Here is a 17,692-nt window from a genome sequence, read left to right on the forward strand (position 1 = left end):
GTCGCCATGCTCGGCGGCTTCCTCGCGCGCAAAGGCGACGGCGAGCCTGGCGTCAAAACCATCTGGCAAGGCATGCAGCGAGTGGTGGACTTCGCTGCTGGCATCAGATACGTACGCGAGCTTGAGCATCAGACTTGTGTGTAATGGAATGCGTATAACCTGCGGTCAGGTAACACGCGCTGGCGAAATGGTTTGTTGCGGTACGCGCGGATCTCGAGGCTTGGCCCTTTGGGCCGCATTTAGTTGGATTGAAGATCTATTCCTATTCCTGAGCCGGCTTATCGTAATCACGGGGCGTCTGTCGTACCGGGAAAATGTGCACCCCCGAGATCTAAGTCGTGATGTCTTTTCCGTCCATGCGAAAAAGCACGGACGTTATCGACTTAAGTTCCGACTGATGTACCAGGGTTGCGCTTTCGCCTTCGCGAAGAGCCGATCAGCAGTGAAGCGACCATATTTCATGTCCGTTTCCGGAAACGCACCGATCTACGGTGCAGTCACTATGTTCCCGGCGGCCGGGCAGAGGCACTTCGACGGCAACATCCGTATATCTCTCCTCCGTAAAGACGGGTTTTGTACGAAACCGCATACCTTCACTCCGACGCCGTCTTTCGATGTCGTAACCGTATATCTTTGCTACTTTTTCATCATTCCGGTGCATTCGCGAACGACAGAGCTCTAATCACTACCTGTACGGTTTTGAAAATTGGGGACCTGGAAAGCCCGTCTCATCATTCTCGAGACACCCCATGCCTTCGCTCCGGCGCACTGCAGTTGCCGAGGCGCGACTGAAGCCCGGTCGTGCCGCGGAACGGCTTGGCTTGAGCGTGCGCCAGGTCGAGCGGCTCGTGATGCGCTACCGCGACGAAGGCGCCGCTGGCCTCGTTTCGCGGCGGCGTGGTACGCGCAGCAATCATCAGTTGCCGCAGGCGGTACTTGATCGGGCGCTCGGACTGATCCACGAGCGCTACGCGGACTTCGGTCCAACGCTCGCGTGCGAGAAGCTGCATGAATGCCGTGGGCTGGTGCTGTCAAAGGAAACCGTGCGTCACCTGATGACGGACGCGGGTGTGTGGGTGCCGCGCAAACAGCGACCGCCGAAGGTCTATCAGCCGCGTGCACGACGGGCCTGTGTTGGCGAACTGGTGCAGATCGACGGCAGCGACCATCGCTGGTTTGACGACCGGGCGCCGGCCTGTACGTTGCTGGGGTATGTGGATGATGCTACGCGCCGGCTGATGACCCTGCACTTCACCGGGAGCGAATCGACCTTCAGCTACTTTGAGGCGACGCGCGCGTACCTGGAGCACTTCGGCAAGCCAGTCGCTCTTTACAGCGACCGCGCGAGTGTGTTCCGCGGCACGCGTGCGGCAACCACTGGGAACGGCGTCACGCAGTTTGGCCGCGCGATGTACGAGCTCAACGTTGACACGTGGTGCGCGAACAGCAGTCCGGCGAAGGGCCGCGTCGAGCGCGCCAACCTGACCTTGCAGGACCGGTTCGTGAAGGAGCTGCGACTGCGCAAGATCGACACGAAAGAGGCCGCCAACGCTTACGCGCCCCACTTCATCGCTGACTTCTATGGCCGCTTTGGTAAGGAGCCGAGGAGCATATAACGCGCATCGGCCGCTCAGGGACGATGAGGATCTGGATTTGATTCCGACGTGCCGGGTCTCGCGCTGCGTGCCGAACACCTTGACGGTGCAATACGACCGGGTGATTTATCCGCTGGACGACACGGCGGTGAACCGCTCCCTCGCCCATCATTATCTGGACGTGGTCGAATATCCCGATGGGCGTCGTCGCCGGCCTGATGGCCGTAGGTGTTGTTGTAGGCCTTGAATCGATCGATATCGACAAACAACGGTAACAGGACACTAAGCTATCCTATAAAAATCAACTTCCTCGATTATTTCCGCTAATTCACCAGAGCCATGCGCAGCGTCCCCGAGCGCAGCTGCAATGATCTGCGAGCCGCAATTTAGCGAGTCGGGATACGAAACTCAAGGTTACATTCGTCACAACGCCGTCTGCGACCTCACCGGACCTGGATCGCTAGTGCTGGGACGCCCCGTCTCCAAATGACCCGCGTAACGCCATAAAGCATCGAAAGGATCCGTTGCCGTCACGTTGAAGTCGTACCATCCTGAGTGCGCAGACACGCGCCGGCGTTCCTCGAAAGTTGCGGCCGCCTTTAACCGGCGCACGACCGCATTCTCCCTATCGTAGGCATCCTTGATGCGCAGGCTGCATGCACATGCCCCGGCGTTGGTCAACAGCAGCGAGACAGTTTCCGTTGCCGCATCGGCACTGAAGATAACCCGTGGTCGCACCCTCTTGCCGTCAGCAATGCCGCGAAATTCGCCCATCCAGCCGTTCGGTCCATAGACAGCCAGTTCGTAGCGCCCTTGCTTGTCGAGTGTCTCCCACAAATCGAACAGCGCGTCTCCGGCGACGACCGTATAGCGCCGTGGCGAACGCTCAGGGCTCAGGCGGTCATAGACGTAGAACGCCGCGCCCGCACGGCCATTGTTCATGAAGTCCATCCTGAGCTTGGCGCCCTCCGGGCGAACATTCACGGCGAACCCATACGGAACCGCGCGAGCCGGCCGTGTGCCGGGCTCGCCTTCAGGCAGCCTTTGATATGCGGGCACGATAAGCGGCGCGCCCAGCGAAGCAACGCGCGGCGAGGTGCCAAAGCGCAAGCCTGCGGGGTTCGGGTCGCGATCTGGAGGCACGGAGAAATCGAACGCCGATGTCAGGTCGCCGCACACGGCCCTGCGCCACTTGCTGATATTGGGCTCCGCCACACCGAAGCGTGCTTCGAGAAACTGCAGCACAGAGGTGTGATCGAACACCTGCGAACACACCCAGCCGCCCTTGGTCCACGGCGACACGACGATCATTGGCACGCGCGGTCCGAGGCCCATGGGCTGCCGGCCGCCCCGATCAGCGCCGGGAATGAGCGGAGTCCTGTGACGGGGGTAGTGATCGAGGTCGACGATCTCGTCGTCCAGACTGTCGGCGAGCGACGCCGATACCATGCCCGCACCTTCGCGGCCGCTCGCGAGCGAAGGCACCGGCGGCACGACATGATCGAAGAAACCGTCGTTTTCATCGTAGTTCACGAACAGCGCAGTCTTGCCCCAGACCTCGGGATTCGACGTCAGCGCGCCCAGGATGAGATCGATATAGTACGCGCCGTCCGTCGGAGATGCGCTGGGATGCTCGCAATACTTCTGAGGTGCAACGATCCACGACACCTGAGGCAAGCAGCCAGCCGCCACGTCGCGGCCGAACTGCGCGAGCGTATGCTGCGCCACCCCGCGGTTCAAGAGCGCCGCTGGTGCGCCAGACCCGCGCTGGAATCGGCTGAAGAATTCAAGCGAATTGTTGCTGTAATTATCGGTTTGATCGCCCGGCAGCCCCGTGCCGCCCTGATAGACCCGCCAGTCGATCCCGGCTGTTTCGAGCCGCTCCGGGTAGGTCGTCCAGGTGTAGGCATCCGTTGCGTCGCGCTCGCTCAGGCCAGGCCCGTTCGGCGTCGTGCCACGAGTATTGCACGCATCGAGGGTGCCGCTGAACAGCATGATGCGGTTGGGCGCCGTGTCTGCGTGCACCGAGCAGAAATACGCGTCGCACACGGTGAACGCATCCGCCAGCGCGTAGTGATAACGCAGGTCTGCGCGCTTCAGATAGCCCATCGTCAGCGTGTCCTGTTTCTGATTGACCCACTCATCGTAGTGGCCGTCGTTCCACGCAAGGTGACCCGTGCTCCAGCTATGGTCCGTGCCAGGCATGAACTCGGTCGTCGCCTGTAAATCGAGGTGAAACGGCATCACGAAGCGGACATCGTCGGCCAAGCCACGGCCGTTGTACGCATCGGTACGCACCGACGCGGCCGGCTGATGCCATACCGGCTCCCCGCTTCGTAACCGCAGCGGACGTGGATCGTTGAACCCGCGGACACCTCGCAGGCTGCCGAAATAATGGTCGAATGAACGATTCTCCTGCATGAAGATCACGACGTGGCCTACGTCCATGATCGAGCCGGTTCGCGCGGCGGCGGGCAGCGCGAGCGCATCGCGGATCGCCCATGGGATCGCCCCCGTAAGCCAGCCGGACCCGGCAGCCGCGCTCGCGCATGCCGACATCATTCGCAGGAAGTCCCTTCGGGTTCTTGTGCGCATGGCCGTCATCCGCCGTGAGGGACGTTGTTGACATTGTTGACGTTAGTCGCACTGGCCGCGCAGGCCCGTTTGCCGACACCGCATGCATCCGGCAGTCCGAGCAGGCGCGCGAGCGCTGGGCAACGCACCAGCGCCGCCTCGTAGGCACGCTGGCGCTGTTCGTCGTAGTACGCGTCGGGGTCCAGTCCAGGGAGCCGCTGTGCGAGTCCGTGGAGATCGTTGACGGGCCAGTTGTCGTGCTCGCTCATTGCTCGTCCACCCATAGTCCGTCGGGGGTCTTCACGGCAAATCCGGTTGCGGTCAGCATGGTCACGGTGTCGCCGTTTTCGCCGACCATCGACGTGCGAGGAAGATTCGCTGCGTAGTTGGCCAGCCTCACGCCAGGCTGAAACGGGCTGTTTGCGACCATGTTGGCCAGCAATTGCGCCACAGCCAGAAAACTCGACGGCGTATCGATCACGGTGGTCGAATGGGACTGCTGTGGGAAATTGACCAGGCGCACCCCAACGGGTCCATGCACGATATGCGGCGTTGGCAGCTCACGTATTCCGTCAAGCTGACTGGCCTCGGCGCGCAGCGCTGCTCCATGCTCCGGCACGAATACGATCACCGCGCGCCGGCCGGAACTCGCGATGAGGTCCGCAAAACGGTCGAAGTCACTCATCAGTTTGTTCACGCGCTGCCCATACGAATCCCTGCTTTTCAAGCTGCTGCCGACAATCCGGTTGCCGTCGTGCAAGCTAATCGTGTTGTAGTACAGCGCCACCGGCCCTGGCACCTGCTCTCGGCGCGTGTACCAGTTCGCGAGAACGCCATAGTCTTCGCGGATCGGAGAGTCGTCGAATGCGTGCATCGCGATCGGCGCATCCGTATTCGGGATCAGCGGCACGCCGGGCACGCCGGTGTTGTGGTTTACCAGATTCAGGAAGTCGTCGAAATGGCCGTCATGGTTAAGGAGCGTCTGCGGCACGAAACCTGCCTTCGCGAGCGCGGCCAGCAGATAGCAGCCGGAGGGAGCCGGAGCGTAGAGGTCCTTGTGCGCCGGCTGTCCGCACGTCGCGCGCAGCACGCGGATCGCGGCCGGTCCGCTATAGCTCGCCGCCGTGCTGAACTGGGTGAACAGAAAGTCGAAATGGCTGAGCATCGGATGATTGCGGGCCTTCACGGCGTCGAGGTCATCCCATGAAAGCGAACAGATGTGCAGCACGATGATGTCGAACTGCGCGGACGGATCGTCAGTCAGGTGCGTGAAGCTCACCTTGCGATTCGCCTCCTTCGTTCTGAACGCGGCCAGCGCGGCGTCATGGCCCGGGGTGCCCGCTGGGCCACCCGCAGACGCTAGCGCCACCTGCGCGCCACTGGACGCCGCGGGTGTTGCGGGTATTGCGTGCAGCAGGACGGTATGCCCTGCCTGCCAGAGCGGCGCGACGATGAGCGCAACGATCACGAGCGTCGACACGCGCGCCCACCGGTTGACTACGAGGTAAAGCAGTACGACTATGCCAGCCGCTCCGAGCATGAAAGGCGGCACAAAGCGCGGCGCCAGCTCGAGCCAGTACTGAATGCTGAAATGTGCCATGGCGCCCAGCTCTTCTACCAAGCGGGCAAACGGCGGCACGACTGCCTCGCGATACATGAGCGGCAGTCCGACGGCCAGCCCAATCAACGTGCGCAACAGCCGCCATTGGCGGCCGCGTACGAACGCTGTCACGGCCAGCGCCAGCGCGAAGGCGATGTTGGTGACCCATAGCGGCTCCAGGCGGCCGCTAAGCCACAGGTAAAGCTTCAGCATGAAGTACAGGTTCCACAGCATCATTGCGGTGCTCCTTGAATCCCTGAATCCTTGGACTACCCGTCAATATCGCGTGCGATCCGCCGCGAGCCTGCCGCGTACCGCGCGCAGCGCACTGCCGCATAACCGCGCATATCCCTGAACGCCCACCTGCAGGACTTCTCTCAGCCCGCGCAGCGGCATGTCCGCCACTTCGGTGTCGTGCCAGGTGACCCATGCGTCGGCTCGCCCGAAGGTGCATTGCACGAGCCGCCGCTCGGCGTCCAGATCGAGTCTCTCGAACTGCACGCCGAGCCGGTCTCCGGCCACGCGCACGGCGCGGACCGGGAAGCTGAACTCCCGCTCTCCGCGGCTCACGCATACGTGCATCGGCTGATTGACGTCGATCGCAAGGCCGGCGGGCAGCGCGAGCCCGAACCCGCCCATCGAGAAGTCAGTTGTCCTGCAGGCGATCGTGCGGCCGTCGCCGAGCAAAAGCATCGCGGGAACACGCATGTCGATACGGTGCGTGACGCGCAGCTGTTTCGCCTCTCGCGCCACGCAAACCGCGGCGCCCAGCATCACCAGGTTGTAAGTCGTCCAGAACATGTTAATCAGCACGGTCGGCGCTTCGTTCGGATCCGCGAGCAGGAGCCTGTACACGCCGGCCGCGAATGCGAGCGCGTTCAGCGCCACCAGCACGATGTAGGGACGCGACACCGCCCAGTCGAGATAACCTTCGTCGATGCGGCCTCCCTTGTCGGTCACGTTGAATTTGCCATGCCTGGGGCTGAGCACCGCAATCGTCGTCGGCCATGCTACGTACCAGGCGAGCACCGATTCGTACACTTCAGCCCAGAACGAGTGGCGAAAACCGCCCTGCATCTGCGAGTTAGCTATGTTCGCGACCGCGATATAGGGCAGCACATAGCAGGCGATAGTCGACGCCGGCGCGTGGATGAAGTGCATCTGAAAGAACAGGTACGCCATCGGCATCGTCAGGAAGACGAGACGCGGAACGCCATAGAAGAAATGCAGCATCGCGTTGGCGTAGCACAGGCGCTGGACGAGGCTCAGGCCGCGCCCGAAAAACGGGTTGTCGATGCGAAAGATCTGCGCCATGCCGCGCGCCCAGCGGGTCCGCTGCTTGATGTGCCCCGCGAGGCTTTCGGTCGCGAGACCGGCCGCCTGGACGGTCGATAGATACGCGGTGGTATAGCCCCGGCGATGCAGTTTCAGGGCGGTGTGCGCGTCCTCCGTGACGGTCTCGACCGCCACGCCGCCCACCTCCTCTAGCGCGCTTCGCTTGATGACGGCGCAAGAGCCGCAAAAGAACGACGCATTCCAGAGGTCATTGCCAGCCTGTACAAGCCCATAGAAAAGGTAGCCTTCATTGGGCACGCGATGAAAGGTCGACAGGTTCCGCTCGAACGGATCAGGCGAGAAGAAGTGGTGAGGCGTCTGCACCATTGCACATTTCGGATCCTTGATGAACGTGCCCATCGTGGTCTGCAAAAACGAGCGCGCGGGAATATGGTCGCAATCGAAGATCGCGACGTACTCGCCACCGGTGCGCTCCAGCGCGCGATTGATATTGCCCGCCTTCGCGTGCCGGTTGTCATCGCGCGTGAGGTATTCAACGCCGGCTTCACGGGCGAAGTTGCAAAATTCCGGGCGCTGGCCGTCATCGAGAAGGTAGATGCGCAGCTTGTCACCGGGCCAGTCGATGCCCTGCGCCGCGAACACGGTCGGGCGCACGACCGAGAGCGGTTCGTTGTAGGTCGGAATGAACACGTCGACCGTTGGCCAGGTGCGTGAATCCGGCGGCAGAGGCACGATCTTGCGCTTGAGCGGCCAAGCGGTCTGCACCAGGCCGAGCAGTTGCACCAGCCAGGTGTATGCCTCGGCAGCAAATAGCGCATAGCCGACAGCCATGTCGCCGCCCGTGCGGAAATCGAGTGTGGCGGTGGCGCGCCACCATGCGTAACGCGTCATTGTCAGCAGGGCAAGGAAGGCGATCAACAGCACCGGCAGCCGTCCAGGCAGGCGCCGGATCAGCAGCGAAGCGCCGATGGTGACAGCGCCGAACTGGAGTTGGGACATTGTGGAAAGCGGCGCGGTGCCGGCCACCAGAAAGAGCATGGCGCCCCCGAGCAACGCGAGCGGTAGCGGCCAACGCAGCGTGCCCAGGGCAGTCGCGCCAGATTCGAGCCGCGTACTCCAGCGTGTCCATGGCAGACGCGCGATCGCGGCGTCCATGCGCCTCTGGCCACAGCCCACGAGCAAGCCAAGCGATCGCAGTGCCCGCGCTGCGGCGGCGGCAAAGGCGCGCGCCGTCGCGAGCACACCGGTGCGGCTTCCTGGCGAGGCCTTTTTCACAAACGCGCGCCACAGCCAGACGCGCAACGGCGCACCTTCGGCCATGCCCCACTCTGCAGCCAGGCGCTCTGCGAGCTTGTCGAGCAGTTGCGCCGCGACGTCGCGACGTCCGGGCGGCGGTGCACGAAATACGAGGCGCAAGAGCCAGTCCGTGCGCCTGCGGGCCGGCGCCACTTCAAAGCCGCGCGCAAGCGTGTCGATGATCCAGGCGATCAGGCACTGCACGCTCGGGCGTTCGAGCGGCGCCATGTCAGTTCCCTCCCGCGCGCGCGACGAGCCACTCGTCGAGCCATTTTGCAAGACCGTGCAGATCGTGTGACATCTGGGACGACGGGGCATCGTCGAACACCCATGCGCCTCTGGCGAACGCATCGGGCACCGCCGCATCGAGATGAAGCCGCTGAGGCAACAGCGTCGCTTCTCCCACCTTGACACGCAAGAGGGCAAGCACATCGGCCTGCATGGGGTGAGCCGGGTTGACACGGTTCACAACAACGTGCAGCGCGGCGGCGCAACGCCTGAGCGGCGCCAGCACGGCCCCGAGCGATACCGCCGCAGCCGGGTCGGGCGTGCTCACGTACAGCACCAGATCCGCACAGCGCACCGCCTGCATGGTCAGCGCCGACGGATAGCGCGCAGTGTCCAGCATCACCACGCCGTCACCCTGTACGTCGATATCGGCAAGTACGCTGCGAAGCCAGCATGGCATCGTGGCCAGCCGGGCATCGCAGGCGCTAGCCTGTTCGCCGTCGAGCGCCCCATGCGGCACGAACAGCACGCCCTCTGCGCTGCGAAACGTCTGCGCATGCCAGGCGCTGCGCCCATCGAGGAGCGCCTGGACGAGTCCGCGCCCAGGCAACGCGTCGAGTCCCAGGTAGACGCTCAGGACATTCTGATTGTCCAGTTCGAGTGCGACCACTTCGTGCCGCCGCCGTGCAAGCAGGACAGCGAGCGAGCCGCACACCGTGGTGCGCCCGGCGCCGCCTGTCGCCGACACGACGGCGATCACGTTCATGAGGAGACCTCGTCGGACGCATGGCGCACGAGGCGGGCATCGAGCGCGACCGGATCGAACCTGAATGCGGGTGACCGGTTGCGTGCGCTGCCGCCGCGGCGCCGCCCGATGAGTCGCCATGCCAGGCATACGGGAAGCGCGGCGATAAGACCGGCTCCGAAGCACAAGAGAAAAATTGTCATCACGCGCTCTCCCGATGGTTCAAAGGCATCGTGCACGGCTCGGCGCGATGCGTTGGGCCGTGTGCGTTAGGTGGCGCTGGCCTGGCCGCCTGAGCGGGAACGGCAGCCGGCCCGATGGCGGCGGCAACACCCGCATCCACGATCGACAGCGTCGAGGCTGGCGGCAGCTCCCACGAAGGCAGCAGGTCACTGTAATCCGGCGCGCACGCGTGCAACTGGCGATCGCGCAGCATCTCGACGTGACAGGAGATCGCGTGCCCGGAATGGAGGGTCACGGTGTCGAACAGCTCGTGTATCCGCGCGCAGAAAATGTCTGCGAGCGCGGCGTCGGCGTCCGGCGGCCGGCAAGCAAACAGGAACACATAGACCTGAGTGGAGAACACCGTCACGAACTGGCCGGGCTGTCGAAGACGGCATGCGCGCAACGCGTCGAGGTGCCCCACGTCCGGGCGCAGGCTCAACTCCGCGAGCACATGCGGCAGCAGCAAGGGCCTGCTGCGCTGCAAAGCGGCCTCGATGTGCTCGCAGAAACGCGGCACCGGCAGGTAACCGGCACCTGCATCGGGTTGCGCGGCGGCAAGCGCGCCGCGCCAGTCTTCTACGGTTGGGCGGGTATGGAACTGCCCCTGCAATGACTGCAGCGCCGACGGCACACGTGTGAACGGCAGGTCGCGCTCAAGTACGAGGTCAGCACCGACGGCTAGCAGAAGCAGTTCGTGCTGGAGCCCCATCGTTTCGCTGCACGCAGCCGTCACGATCTTCAGCGAGCCGCCACCGCTGCGCCTCAACGTGTGGATCATCGCGCACAAGTCATCGAGTCTCGCGTTCGCACCGAACGTGAATACGATGGTCGCCGCCTGCGCGCTGGCGCTGGCGGCATACACCGCGTCGTTGTCCGGCTGGATCTCCCAGTCCGGCGGGACCCAGCCCTCTCCCGAGATCAACGCGCTGCTCGCGATCAGGCGGCGTTCGTCTTGCAGGAGCAGGGTTGCCTGCGCGGTCGCGCAGCCCGCGCTGTCGGCGGGGTTGCGCAAGGCGACGAGGTGACCGGCTGTATCGAAGCGCAACGGACAATCTTCGTTCGCCACGAGCGCCTCGCCGGCGCGCCAGACATCGGCATGCCAGCGCAGTTCGCCCGCGCTCCGCTCCAGTCGGGCGACTCCGGAAAAGCGCTGGTGAAACGCATGCAGCGCCTCGTGACTGCGCGCTGTCGCCTGCTCTTTCCGGGTGAGACGCGACGCCAGGATCAGCACCATCGCGACATGGCGCCGGCTGCACCAGCGCGCGAGGAGTTCCACTTCCCGGTGCAGCGCCAAAGGGTCGTCCCAGCTGAACCAGCGCTGCGCATCGTCGATGATGCACAGCGAATCGCGCCGCAAGCCGCTGCGCAGCAAGGACCGCAGCAAGGTGCCAAGGCGCAGCAGAGGACAGGTGCCACCAGGTTCGGGGTCGACTGCGGCAGGCGGCAGCGATAAGACATTGAGATGGCGCGGCCAGCCTCGGGCAGGCTGTGCGTTGACAAAACCGAGCGCACGCAGTTGCGCGGCGACCTGCGCGTGCGGCAGGCCCCGTACGACCGTCACATTGGCTATACCCGCGGCGCGCGCCGTATTCCAGATAAGTGCGTCGCACGCCGGCGTACCAGGCGCCGCGTAGACCGCATGCATGCCGCCGCGGGCAAGCACCGACCAGGTGTCGGGCAACTGGTCGATCGCAAGGCGCAACGAGGCACGCTCGCGGGCGTGCCGCATGGCGTGGCGCAGGCCCGTCAGCCATCCTGACGTGGTTGGACGTGGCGCGGGAATCGCGGCATCGGACGTATCGCTCATCGAACGACTCCTCCTCATCAATAGCTCGAATAAAGACGCACGGGCTTGGGCGCAAAATTGTCGTCCGAGCGGTGTGCATCGAAGGCGTAGCGCACGTACACCATCGCTGCGCTCGGCGCGTAGTCATGCGAATGTTCGACATCGATCCGTATCCCGGCGACCAGTTTCGGATTCAGGCGATATTGAACCGAGGCGCGCACTGCGTAGGAGAACCCGCCCCCAGCCCCCCCTCGTCAATCTTTCCTACGGTGTCCTGCACGTTTGGCGACGCGGGCAGGCCTTTAGGAAAATAGGGGGAATCCCGCTCGTAGGTCCAGGACATGCCGACGACCGTCTCAAGGTCCCAACTGAGCGCATTGCGACGCCCGGCCCACTCCAGCGGCACGCCCAGCGACAGATAGCGTTGCGGGCTGTAATAGCCGCCCTGCCCGTAGGTGTAGAAGCGCAGATTGTCCGTGTAGTGCCACGCGTTGCCGATCAGGCCGCTGCTCACGCGCGTGTCCTGGTGTTCGTAGATCGGCACGTCGACGCCGGCGCGCAGCGTGACGTCTTCGTTGGTCGGCACATTGCGCCCAGTGAACACGCCGGCGCCAAGCGTGGCGAACAGGTTGATCTTGCCGACGTCCACCGAGCCGCGCACGTCGACGCCGTCGCGCCGCACGCCACCCCAGACAGCGCCCGTCACCGGATCGCGTGCACCCGCGTACGAGAGCAGGCTGCCGGTTTCGGGCCGGCGCGACGCAGCAATAGTCAGGCTCGCGTTGTCGGTTTCGAAGCGATAACGCGCCCCCCCGACCACATATTGGATCGGAAAGCCGAGCGGTGTGGTGCCGACGTCGAAACGCCAGGCGTCGGACTCGTAGCCGACGCCCACCGCGACACCCAGCGCGCGCTGATGCAACGATGCCGCCAGCGGCGTACCGTCGACCCGCGCCGCGAACGTGCCGAAGGTGTCGCGCGTATAGGAATCGACATCCGGATTGCTCAGCGTGCCGGCATCCAGGTCGACCGTATCGAGATGCGCGAAAAAGTGTCCGTCGTAGTGATACGGTACCTGCACGTAAATCGGGACCTGTTGCGCGTGATACTCGGAAATGCCGGCATCGCCCGATTTGTAGGCGGGCATCCATGCCGCCTCGATCTCCGGCTCGCGCCGTTCGTTGAGGCTGTCGAGCGCGCGCTGCGCCGGTGTAGTCCCATCGGCTTGCGCGCCGAGGCCGGAAGCGGCTTCCTCAGTCAGCGCCGTGCGATAAAGCGACGCCGCGTCCTCGAAGCGTTCCTCGCGGACGGCGAGCCTGCCAGCCTGCACGGTCACGTCCGAGCGCTCGGGATACGAGGCGCGCAATTGCGCTGTCACGGCGCCTGCTTCGTCGAACTGGCGCAACGCCGCCAGTCTGCGCACCACCGAGAGCCGCGTATCGACATCGTCCTCGGGTGTTTGCCGCAACACTCGCTCGGCCAGTGCAAGTGCACGCGCCCTTTTACCGCTCGCCTCGTACACCCGAGCAAGCGAGAGCTGCGCGTCGGCGTCGTCCGGCGTGCTCGCGAGCACCGGCGCGAGCACCGCATGTGCAGCCTCATAGTTGCCCTGCATGCGCTCAAGGTCTGCGACTTCAAGGGCGTAGCGCTTGTCTGCCTTGCCCGCTTCGCTCGCCGTCGCCAAGATCGCCCTCGCCAGGTCGTAGTCGTGCTTGTCAAGCGCGTCGTCCGTTTCGCGCAGGACCAGCCGCAGCGACTGGTCCTCCAGACGCACCTGTTGAGGCGCGGTGAGACCGGGCCGCTCGCGCAGCGCGACCAGCCACGCTTGCAGTTCGCGATCACGCCGCGCGCCGCCGAGCAGGTCGCCATAGCGCAGGCGGATGTCCGCATCGGCTTGATCCGGATGCGTGTCGATCCAGTCGCGCAACAGCAGCACCCCCTGGTCCGCCATGCCCCGGTCGATGTACGCAGCGCCTACCGTGGCGAGCAAGTACGGCTCGTCGGCGGCCATCGTGCGGGCACGCGCGAGTTGCGCGTCCGCCTCGCCATGCTCGCCTTGTGACGCGGCGGCCCGCGCGTTCGCGAGCGAGCGGTAGACGTCGAGCTTGCGCGCGAGGTTGCGCATGCCGTTGGAGCGCGCGTCGTCCGGCACGGCCGCGAGCTGCTCCTCGGCACCGGACAGGTCGTCAATCGAATTTGCATATAACGCGGCCGCGTAGTGCATGTCGGGCGTCGGACTGGCGGCGACGCCGTCGTCCATCACCTGGCGTCCTTGTTTCGGCGCACCCATGTCCCGATACAGCCCGGCCAGTGAAAAGCGCGTCCAGGCGGCGTCAGGGACGAGCCGCAGTGACGCTTCGTAGTGCTCGGCCGCCTGCGCGTCGCGGCCATCGGCATGCAGTTGCCCGGCCTCTTCTGCCAGCGCATCGGCACGCAGCGATGTCAGGGCCTGACGGTCTTCGTCGGCCGTGAGATGCGGCTGCAGCGACTCGAGCAACGGCTCGAATTGCGCCATGCGCCCCGTGTGCGCGTACACCGCCTGCAAGCCCGGCACCGCGCCCAGATTCGGCCGCCGCGCATCGAGCAGCGGACGCAGCAACGGTTCGGCATCCGCCCATCTTTGTCGCGCTACCAGCACCTTCGCAAGCAGCAGGCGGGCGTCCTCGCTGGCGGGTTCGAGGCGCAGCGCCTCGCGTGCAGCGTGTTCGGCACGCTCTGGATCGCCCGCGGCGAGCGCACCCCGGGCCGTCGCGAGCAAGTCCCAGAATTGGGCGGTACGCGCGAGCGCGAGCCATTTGCTTCGGTTATCCGGGGCCAGCGCGGCCGCACGCAAAAATAGCGTGTGCGCCTCTTGCCGCTTGCCGGTTAGCATCCGCAGCCGGCCGAGGCCACCCACGGCGTCAGGGTCATCGGGCCGCGCGCGCGCCGCGCGTTCGAGCAGCGCCTCGGCGCCGCTCAGATCGCCACGCTCGAGCGCGGCCAGCCCACGCTGCCGGGCAAGGAAGGATGGATCGCTCTCGAGATTTTGCTGCTCCTGGATTTGCGCCTCGAGTCCAGTAAGACGGTCGCGCATCTGGGTGTCGTCCGGCACCATCGCGACATAGGTCTGCAGCGACGTCAAAAAGGCCGGATCGTCGGAGCCCGCCTTGAGCACGCTGCGCCATGCTTCCATCGCGGGGAGATGGTCTGCGTCAGGGCGGGTCGCGAGATCGTGCGCGAGGCGCTCCGCCTCGGCGCGCGTCGCCCGCTCGTTCAGCAGGCGGGCAAGCACGAGCGCAGAGCTCAAGTCCGCGGGATCGGCCGCGAGCGTGCTGCGCAGCGCCGCGATGGCCTGCGTGCGCCCCGCCGCCGTATTGCCAAGTATCTGCTCGTACTCGGCCCCGAGCGAACCAGCCGGCGCGCCGTGCGGAAACAGCGCCTGGATGCGCCGGCTTGCCTCATCGGCGCGGCCGCTGCGCGCCATCAAGCGGATGTTTGCCAGCTCTCCCCGGCCGGTCGTCGCCACGCGATATTCGTCATCGATGCGCTGCGTCTCGGGCGCATCCGGCGCTTGCGCCTGCAAGCGCGCGAGTCCCTCCCTGGCCGCCTCCGCCTGTCCGAGGCGCAACTGAATGCGCACTTGTTCCGCCAGCAGCGCGGGGGCGTTCGGAGCAAGCAGCAGCGCCTTCTGGATTTGCTCGAGGGCGAGATCGTCGCGATGTTTGGCACCCCACATCCGCGAGGCGTCGTAGTACTGCTTCGCGTCGTCGGACAACACGGCCGCGTATGGCGGCATACCATACGCTAGCAGCAGCGCCGCGACCGCGCCGCGGCATGAACGCTGTCTCATGGCGCGGCGCATGTCTTTTCGGTCCAGTGCAGGAGTTTGTCAAATCTCGTGCGTTGATTCGCCCCGAGTGTCGCTACGCGGAGCAACGCCACCGCACAAACCACGAGCGCCTGCGGCTGTGCCAGGTGACGGCGCAAGGAGAGCCTGGAACTTGCCTGAGTCGGCATCGCTCACACCTCTTGGCGGCGCTCGGCCAGCCGATGCAGGAAGTTGAATACTCCGGCTGCGAGCAGCAGGCCTGCCAGCACGCTGATCAGGCCGAGCAGAACGGGATGCCGCGTGGCTAGACCCAGGATCCGCGCATGCCAGGGAATTCTGCCGACGAAATACGGTTCGCCGATCTGCGCGCTTTGGACGCTGCCGCTTCGCACCACTACCACGTCACCATGTATCTGAGCGGAGAGCCGCGGGGTATCGAACGCATCCAGCAGGATCCTCATACTTTTCGCATCGCTCGATACCAGGGCGATCGCGGTGCGGCCCGTCTTGACCGGAGACTGAAAACCATAGATCGCTGCTAGCGGGCTCGCCTGACTCAATGTGAGCGGCGTCCCTGCTGCGGGGGGTCTCATACCTTCGTTGCGCGCGAGCGCCGCGCGCCGCATGCCGCCGGTCGCCGCGCCGGCAATGAGCGGAACAGAGGTGCCCCAGTCGGCGACGAGGGGCGCTGACAGCGACCCGCCGATCAACAGCACGTCCTTATCCGCGTACCGGGCGGGTGATTGCACGAGCTCATTGGGACGCGCGATCGTCACGCGCAGTGCCGGGTAGCCGGTCCACTTGCCCATGTGCCCAAGCATGATGAGCAAAGCCTCGAGTTCCTGAGGCGCCGGCTTCGCGCGCACTACGACGACGGTCTGCGAGAGGTCGGCGAGCCTCGTATAGGGGAAACCACTGCCTGAAAAGAAAGCCAGGTTCGGCATGGCCGCGTAATGCACGAAGCGGCTGAAGTCGACGCTCGAATCCGAATCGACCGCAGCGCGTGCAGGATTGCTTGATGCGCCAGAGCACAGCGTGCTTTTTTGGGAATCGAGATTGAAACGAATACCAAGTCGATTTGTACTACCAATTAAAAATGACGGAATTTCGAATTCGGTGGTCGAGCGCTGTGCCGCATCCGCCGAGTCGCCAGTAGCCAGCATCCCACCCCTGGTGTCTGCCGGGGTCAAGCGGTAAGACTTGATCATCTGCTGGTTCATCTCGATCGACAGTGCCGAGTTGTTTTGCACACTCGGCGCGGTGTAGCGATACCGGAGGTCCACCGGCACGCCCACGTCATTCCACGACACCAGGTCGGCGGGCACACGCAGGTCCAGCTCAATTGTCTCCGGCGTTCCGCCGACCGTCTGCAACTGATTTGGATGGTCGGTGAGTTCGGTGAAGCGCACCGGGCGATCGACGGGGATCCAGCGTGGCGCATCGTAGGGCTTGCGCACCGCGTCGGGCTCGACGTGCGAAAGCCGCGCAAGGGATCCCGACACGCCAGGCTTTTTCAGTACCAGCGCATAGACTGCGCTATCCACGTCCTCGGCACTTTTTCCCGTGACGATCAGAAGCTTGCGCATGGGCGCGGCAGGATTATCCATGACGAGCAGAGCCGGCCCGTCGATCTTGACCGCCAACAAGCCGCGCGGCAGTTCGTCGGCTCGGCCGACTATGACCGCGCTTGCGTCGGAGGGGAGCGCGGACGATACCGGGAAACTTGCCCGCCGGTAGTCGGCCAGCACGCCGAACCAGGACGCGACAATACCGGCCGCACGCAGTGTCTCGTTACTCGCTGTCTGAGCCAGCACGAACGGCAGACGCAACGGATCCACATCGTGGCTGTCGAAGAAAGGCGCCGGCAGCAGCGAGAGCTCGTTGGGCAACGGAATCGGCTCCTCGTCGAGCACGATCTCGCTGCTCGGACTGACATCGGCCCACAGTGCCGAGTTCGACGGATCCTCGCAGTGGTCCAGCGAATAATGCGCGATCAGACGCAGTTGCAATTGACTGTAGTCGGTCAGGAGGCGCGGATCGATGTCGATCTCTTGCGTGACCGGGCGCCCCGCATGTTCGGCGTTGAACGCCAGTGTCGTGATGACCTCGTCGTTGATCGACACTTTGAGATGCGACATCGAAAATAGCAACGCGGGCGAATAGGAGTACGTAAGGCGCAGGTGCGCGGACTTGACTTTTCTATCGAGGCGCACGCCAACATTTACCGAGCGAATATCTTCAAGGCCTCGCAAGTTGAGGGTACGGTACGCACCCAGCGACGAAAACGGGATGTGCACGATGCCGGACCCGTCGGCGCGTTTTACCGCCTCGGCTTTGGCGTCTGCATTGGCGGGCAAGCCAGCGACTTCGACGGGGGTTGAGTCAGCACTACCGGCCTGATCGGCGGACGCCGTGGAAAACAGTACCGGTTCCTTGACCGCTGTCGCGCGAACCGTTGAGCCGCAGGAGAGCGCGGCGAACATGATTGTGCGTATGAAGCACGCCACTGGCAGGCGGAGGTTCGAACGAAGGCTAAGGA

Annotated in this window: 11 protein-coding genes and 2 pseudogenes; 2 read left to right on the plus strand and 11 right to left on the minus strand. The window is 64.5% G+C overall.

What is annotated here, in order from left to right; translation table 11 throughout:
* Both BSU04_RS33830 and BSU04_RS33835 read left to right on the plus strand, forming a co-directional pair.
* Positions 1-144: IS4 family transposase (locus BSU04_RS33830; protein ID WP_306299672.1), on the plus strand; the 144-nt coding region annotated here is incomplete at its 5' end.
* A 605-nt stretch (positions 145-749) separates the two neighbouring features.
* Positions 750-1,800: pseudogene (locus BSU04_RS33835) on the plus strand (ISNCY family transposase); the annotation flags it as partial.
* Here the strand turns inward: BSU04_RS33835 and BSU04_RS33840 are convergent.
* The 11 genes and pseudogenes from BSU04_RS33840 to bcsB form a co-directional block, all read right to left on the minus strand.
* Positions 1,796-1,879, minus strand: a pseudogene (locus BSU04_RS33840) (diguanylate cyclase domain-containing protein); the annotation flags it as partial. The pseudogenes BSU04_RS33835 and BSU04_RS33840 sit on opposite strands and share 5 nt — an antisense overlap.
* Positions 1,880-2,018: 139 nt before the next feature.
* Positions 2,019-4,190, minus strand: a complete 2,172-nt coding sequence (locus tag BSU04_RS33845) for a phosphocholine-specific phospholipase C (RefSeq protein WP_089164810.1) — start codon at positions 4,188-4,190, stop codon at positions 2,019-2,021.
* A 5-nt stretch (positions 4,191-4,195) separates the two neighbouring features.
* On the minus strand, positions 4,196-4,438 hold the full coding sequence (locus tag BSU04_RS33850) for a hypothetical protein (protein ID WP_179258529.1): 243 nt from the start codon (positions 4,436-4,438) through the stop codon (positions 4,196-4,198).
* Complete coding sequence (gene bcsG / locus BSU04_RS33855) at positions 4,435-6,006, minus strand: cellulose biosynthesis protein BcsG (protein ID WP_089164627.1); 1,572 nt, start codon at positions 6,004-6,006, stop codon at positions 4,435-4,437. The genes BSU04_RS33850 and bcsG overlap by 4 nt, the downstream gene beginning before the upstream one ends.
* A gap of 39 nt (positions 6,007-6,045) precedes the next feature.
* The gene (bcsA, locus tag BSU04_RS33860; RefSeq protein ID WP_089164628.1) at positions 6,046-8,589 is read right to left on the minus strand and encodes a UDP-forming cellulose synthase catalytic subunit; all 2,544 of its coding nucleotides are present in this window, start codon (positions 8,587-8,589) and stop codon (positions 6,046-6,048) included.
* Between the two features lies 1 nt (position 8,590).
* A complete protein-coding gene (bcsQ, locus tag BSU04_RS33865; RefSeq protein WP_089164629.1) occupies positions 8,591-9,355 on the minus strand; it encodes a cellulose biosynthesis protein BcsQ in 765 nt (254 codons plus the stop codon).
* Positions 9,352-9,537, minus strand: a complete 186-nt coding sequence (locus BSU04_RS33870; RefSeq protein ID WP_089164630.1) for a hypothetical protein — start codon at positions 9,535-9,537, stop codon at positions 9,352-9,354. Before BSU04_RS33870 ends, bcsQ begins: the two co-directional genes overlap by 4 nt.
* Positions 9,537-11,366 (minus strand): cellulose biosynthesis protein BcsE, encoded by a 1,830-nt coding sequence (gene bcsE, locus BSU04_RS33875; protein WP_179258531.1) that lies wholly within the window; start codon positions 11,364-11,366, stop codon positions 9,537-9,539. Before bcsE ends, BSU04_RS33870 begins: the two co-directional genes overlap by 1 nt.
* Positions 11,367-11,383: 17 nt before the next feature.
* Complete coding sequence (locus tag BSU04_RS48165) at positions 11,384-11,566, minus strand: cellulose synthase subunit BcsC-related outer membrane protein (RefSeq protein WP_256983668.1); 183 nt, start codon at positions 11,564-11,566, stop codon at positions 11,384-11,386.
* A complete protein-coding gene (locus BSU04_RS33880; protein ID WP_256983670.1) occupies positions 11,539-15,174 on the minus strand; it encodes a cellulose synthase subunit BcsC-related outer membrane protein in 3,636 nt (1,211 codons plus the stop codon). Before BSU04_RS33880 ends, BSU04_RS48165 begins: the two co-directional genes overlap by 28 nt.
* 170 nt (positions 15,175-15,344) lie before the next feature.
* On the minus strand, positions 15,345-17,636 hold the full coding sequence (gene bcsB / locus BSU04_RS33885) for a cellulose biosynthesis cyclic di-GMP-binding regulatory protein BcsB (protein WP_179258532.1): 2,292 nt from the start codon (positions 17,634-17,636) through the stop codon (positions 15,345-15,347).
* Positions 17,637-17,692 lie beyond the last annotated feature (56 nt).

This window comes from Caballeronia sordidicola (assembly GCF_002220365.1).
Taxonomy (GTDB): domain Bacteria; phylum Pseudomonadota; class Gammaproteobacteria; order Burkholderiales; family Burkholderiaceae; genus Caballeronia; species Caballeronia sordidicola_C.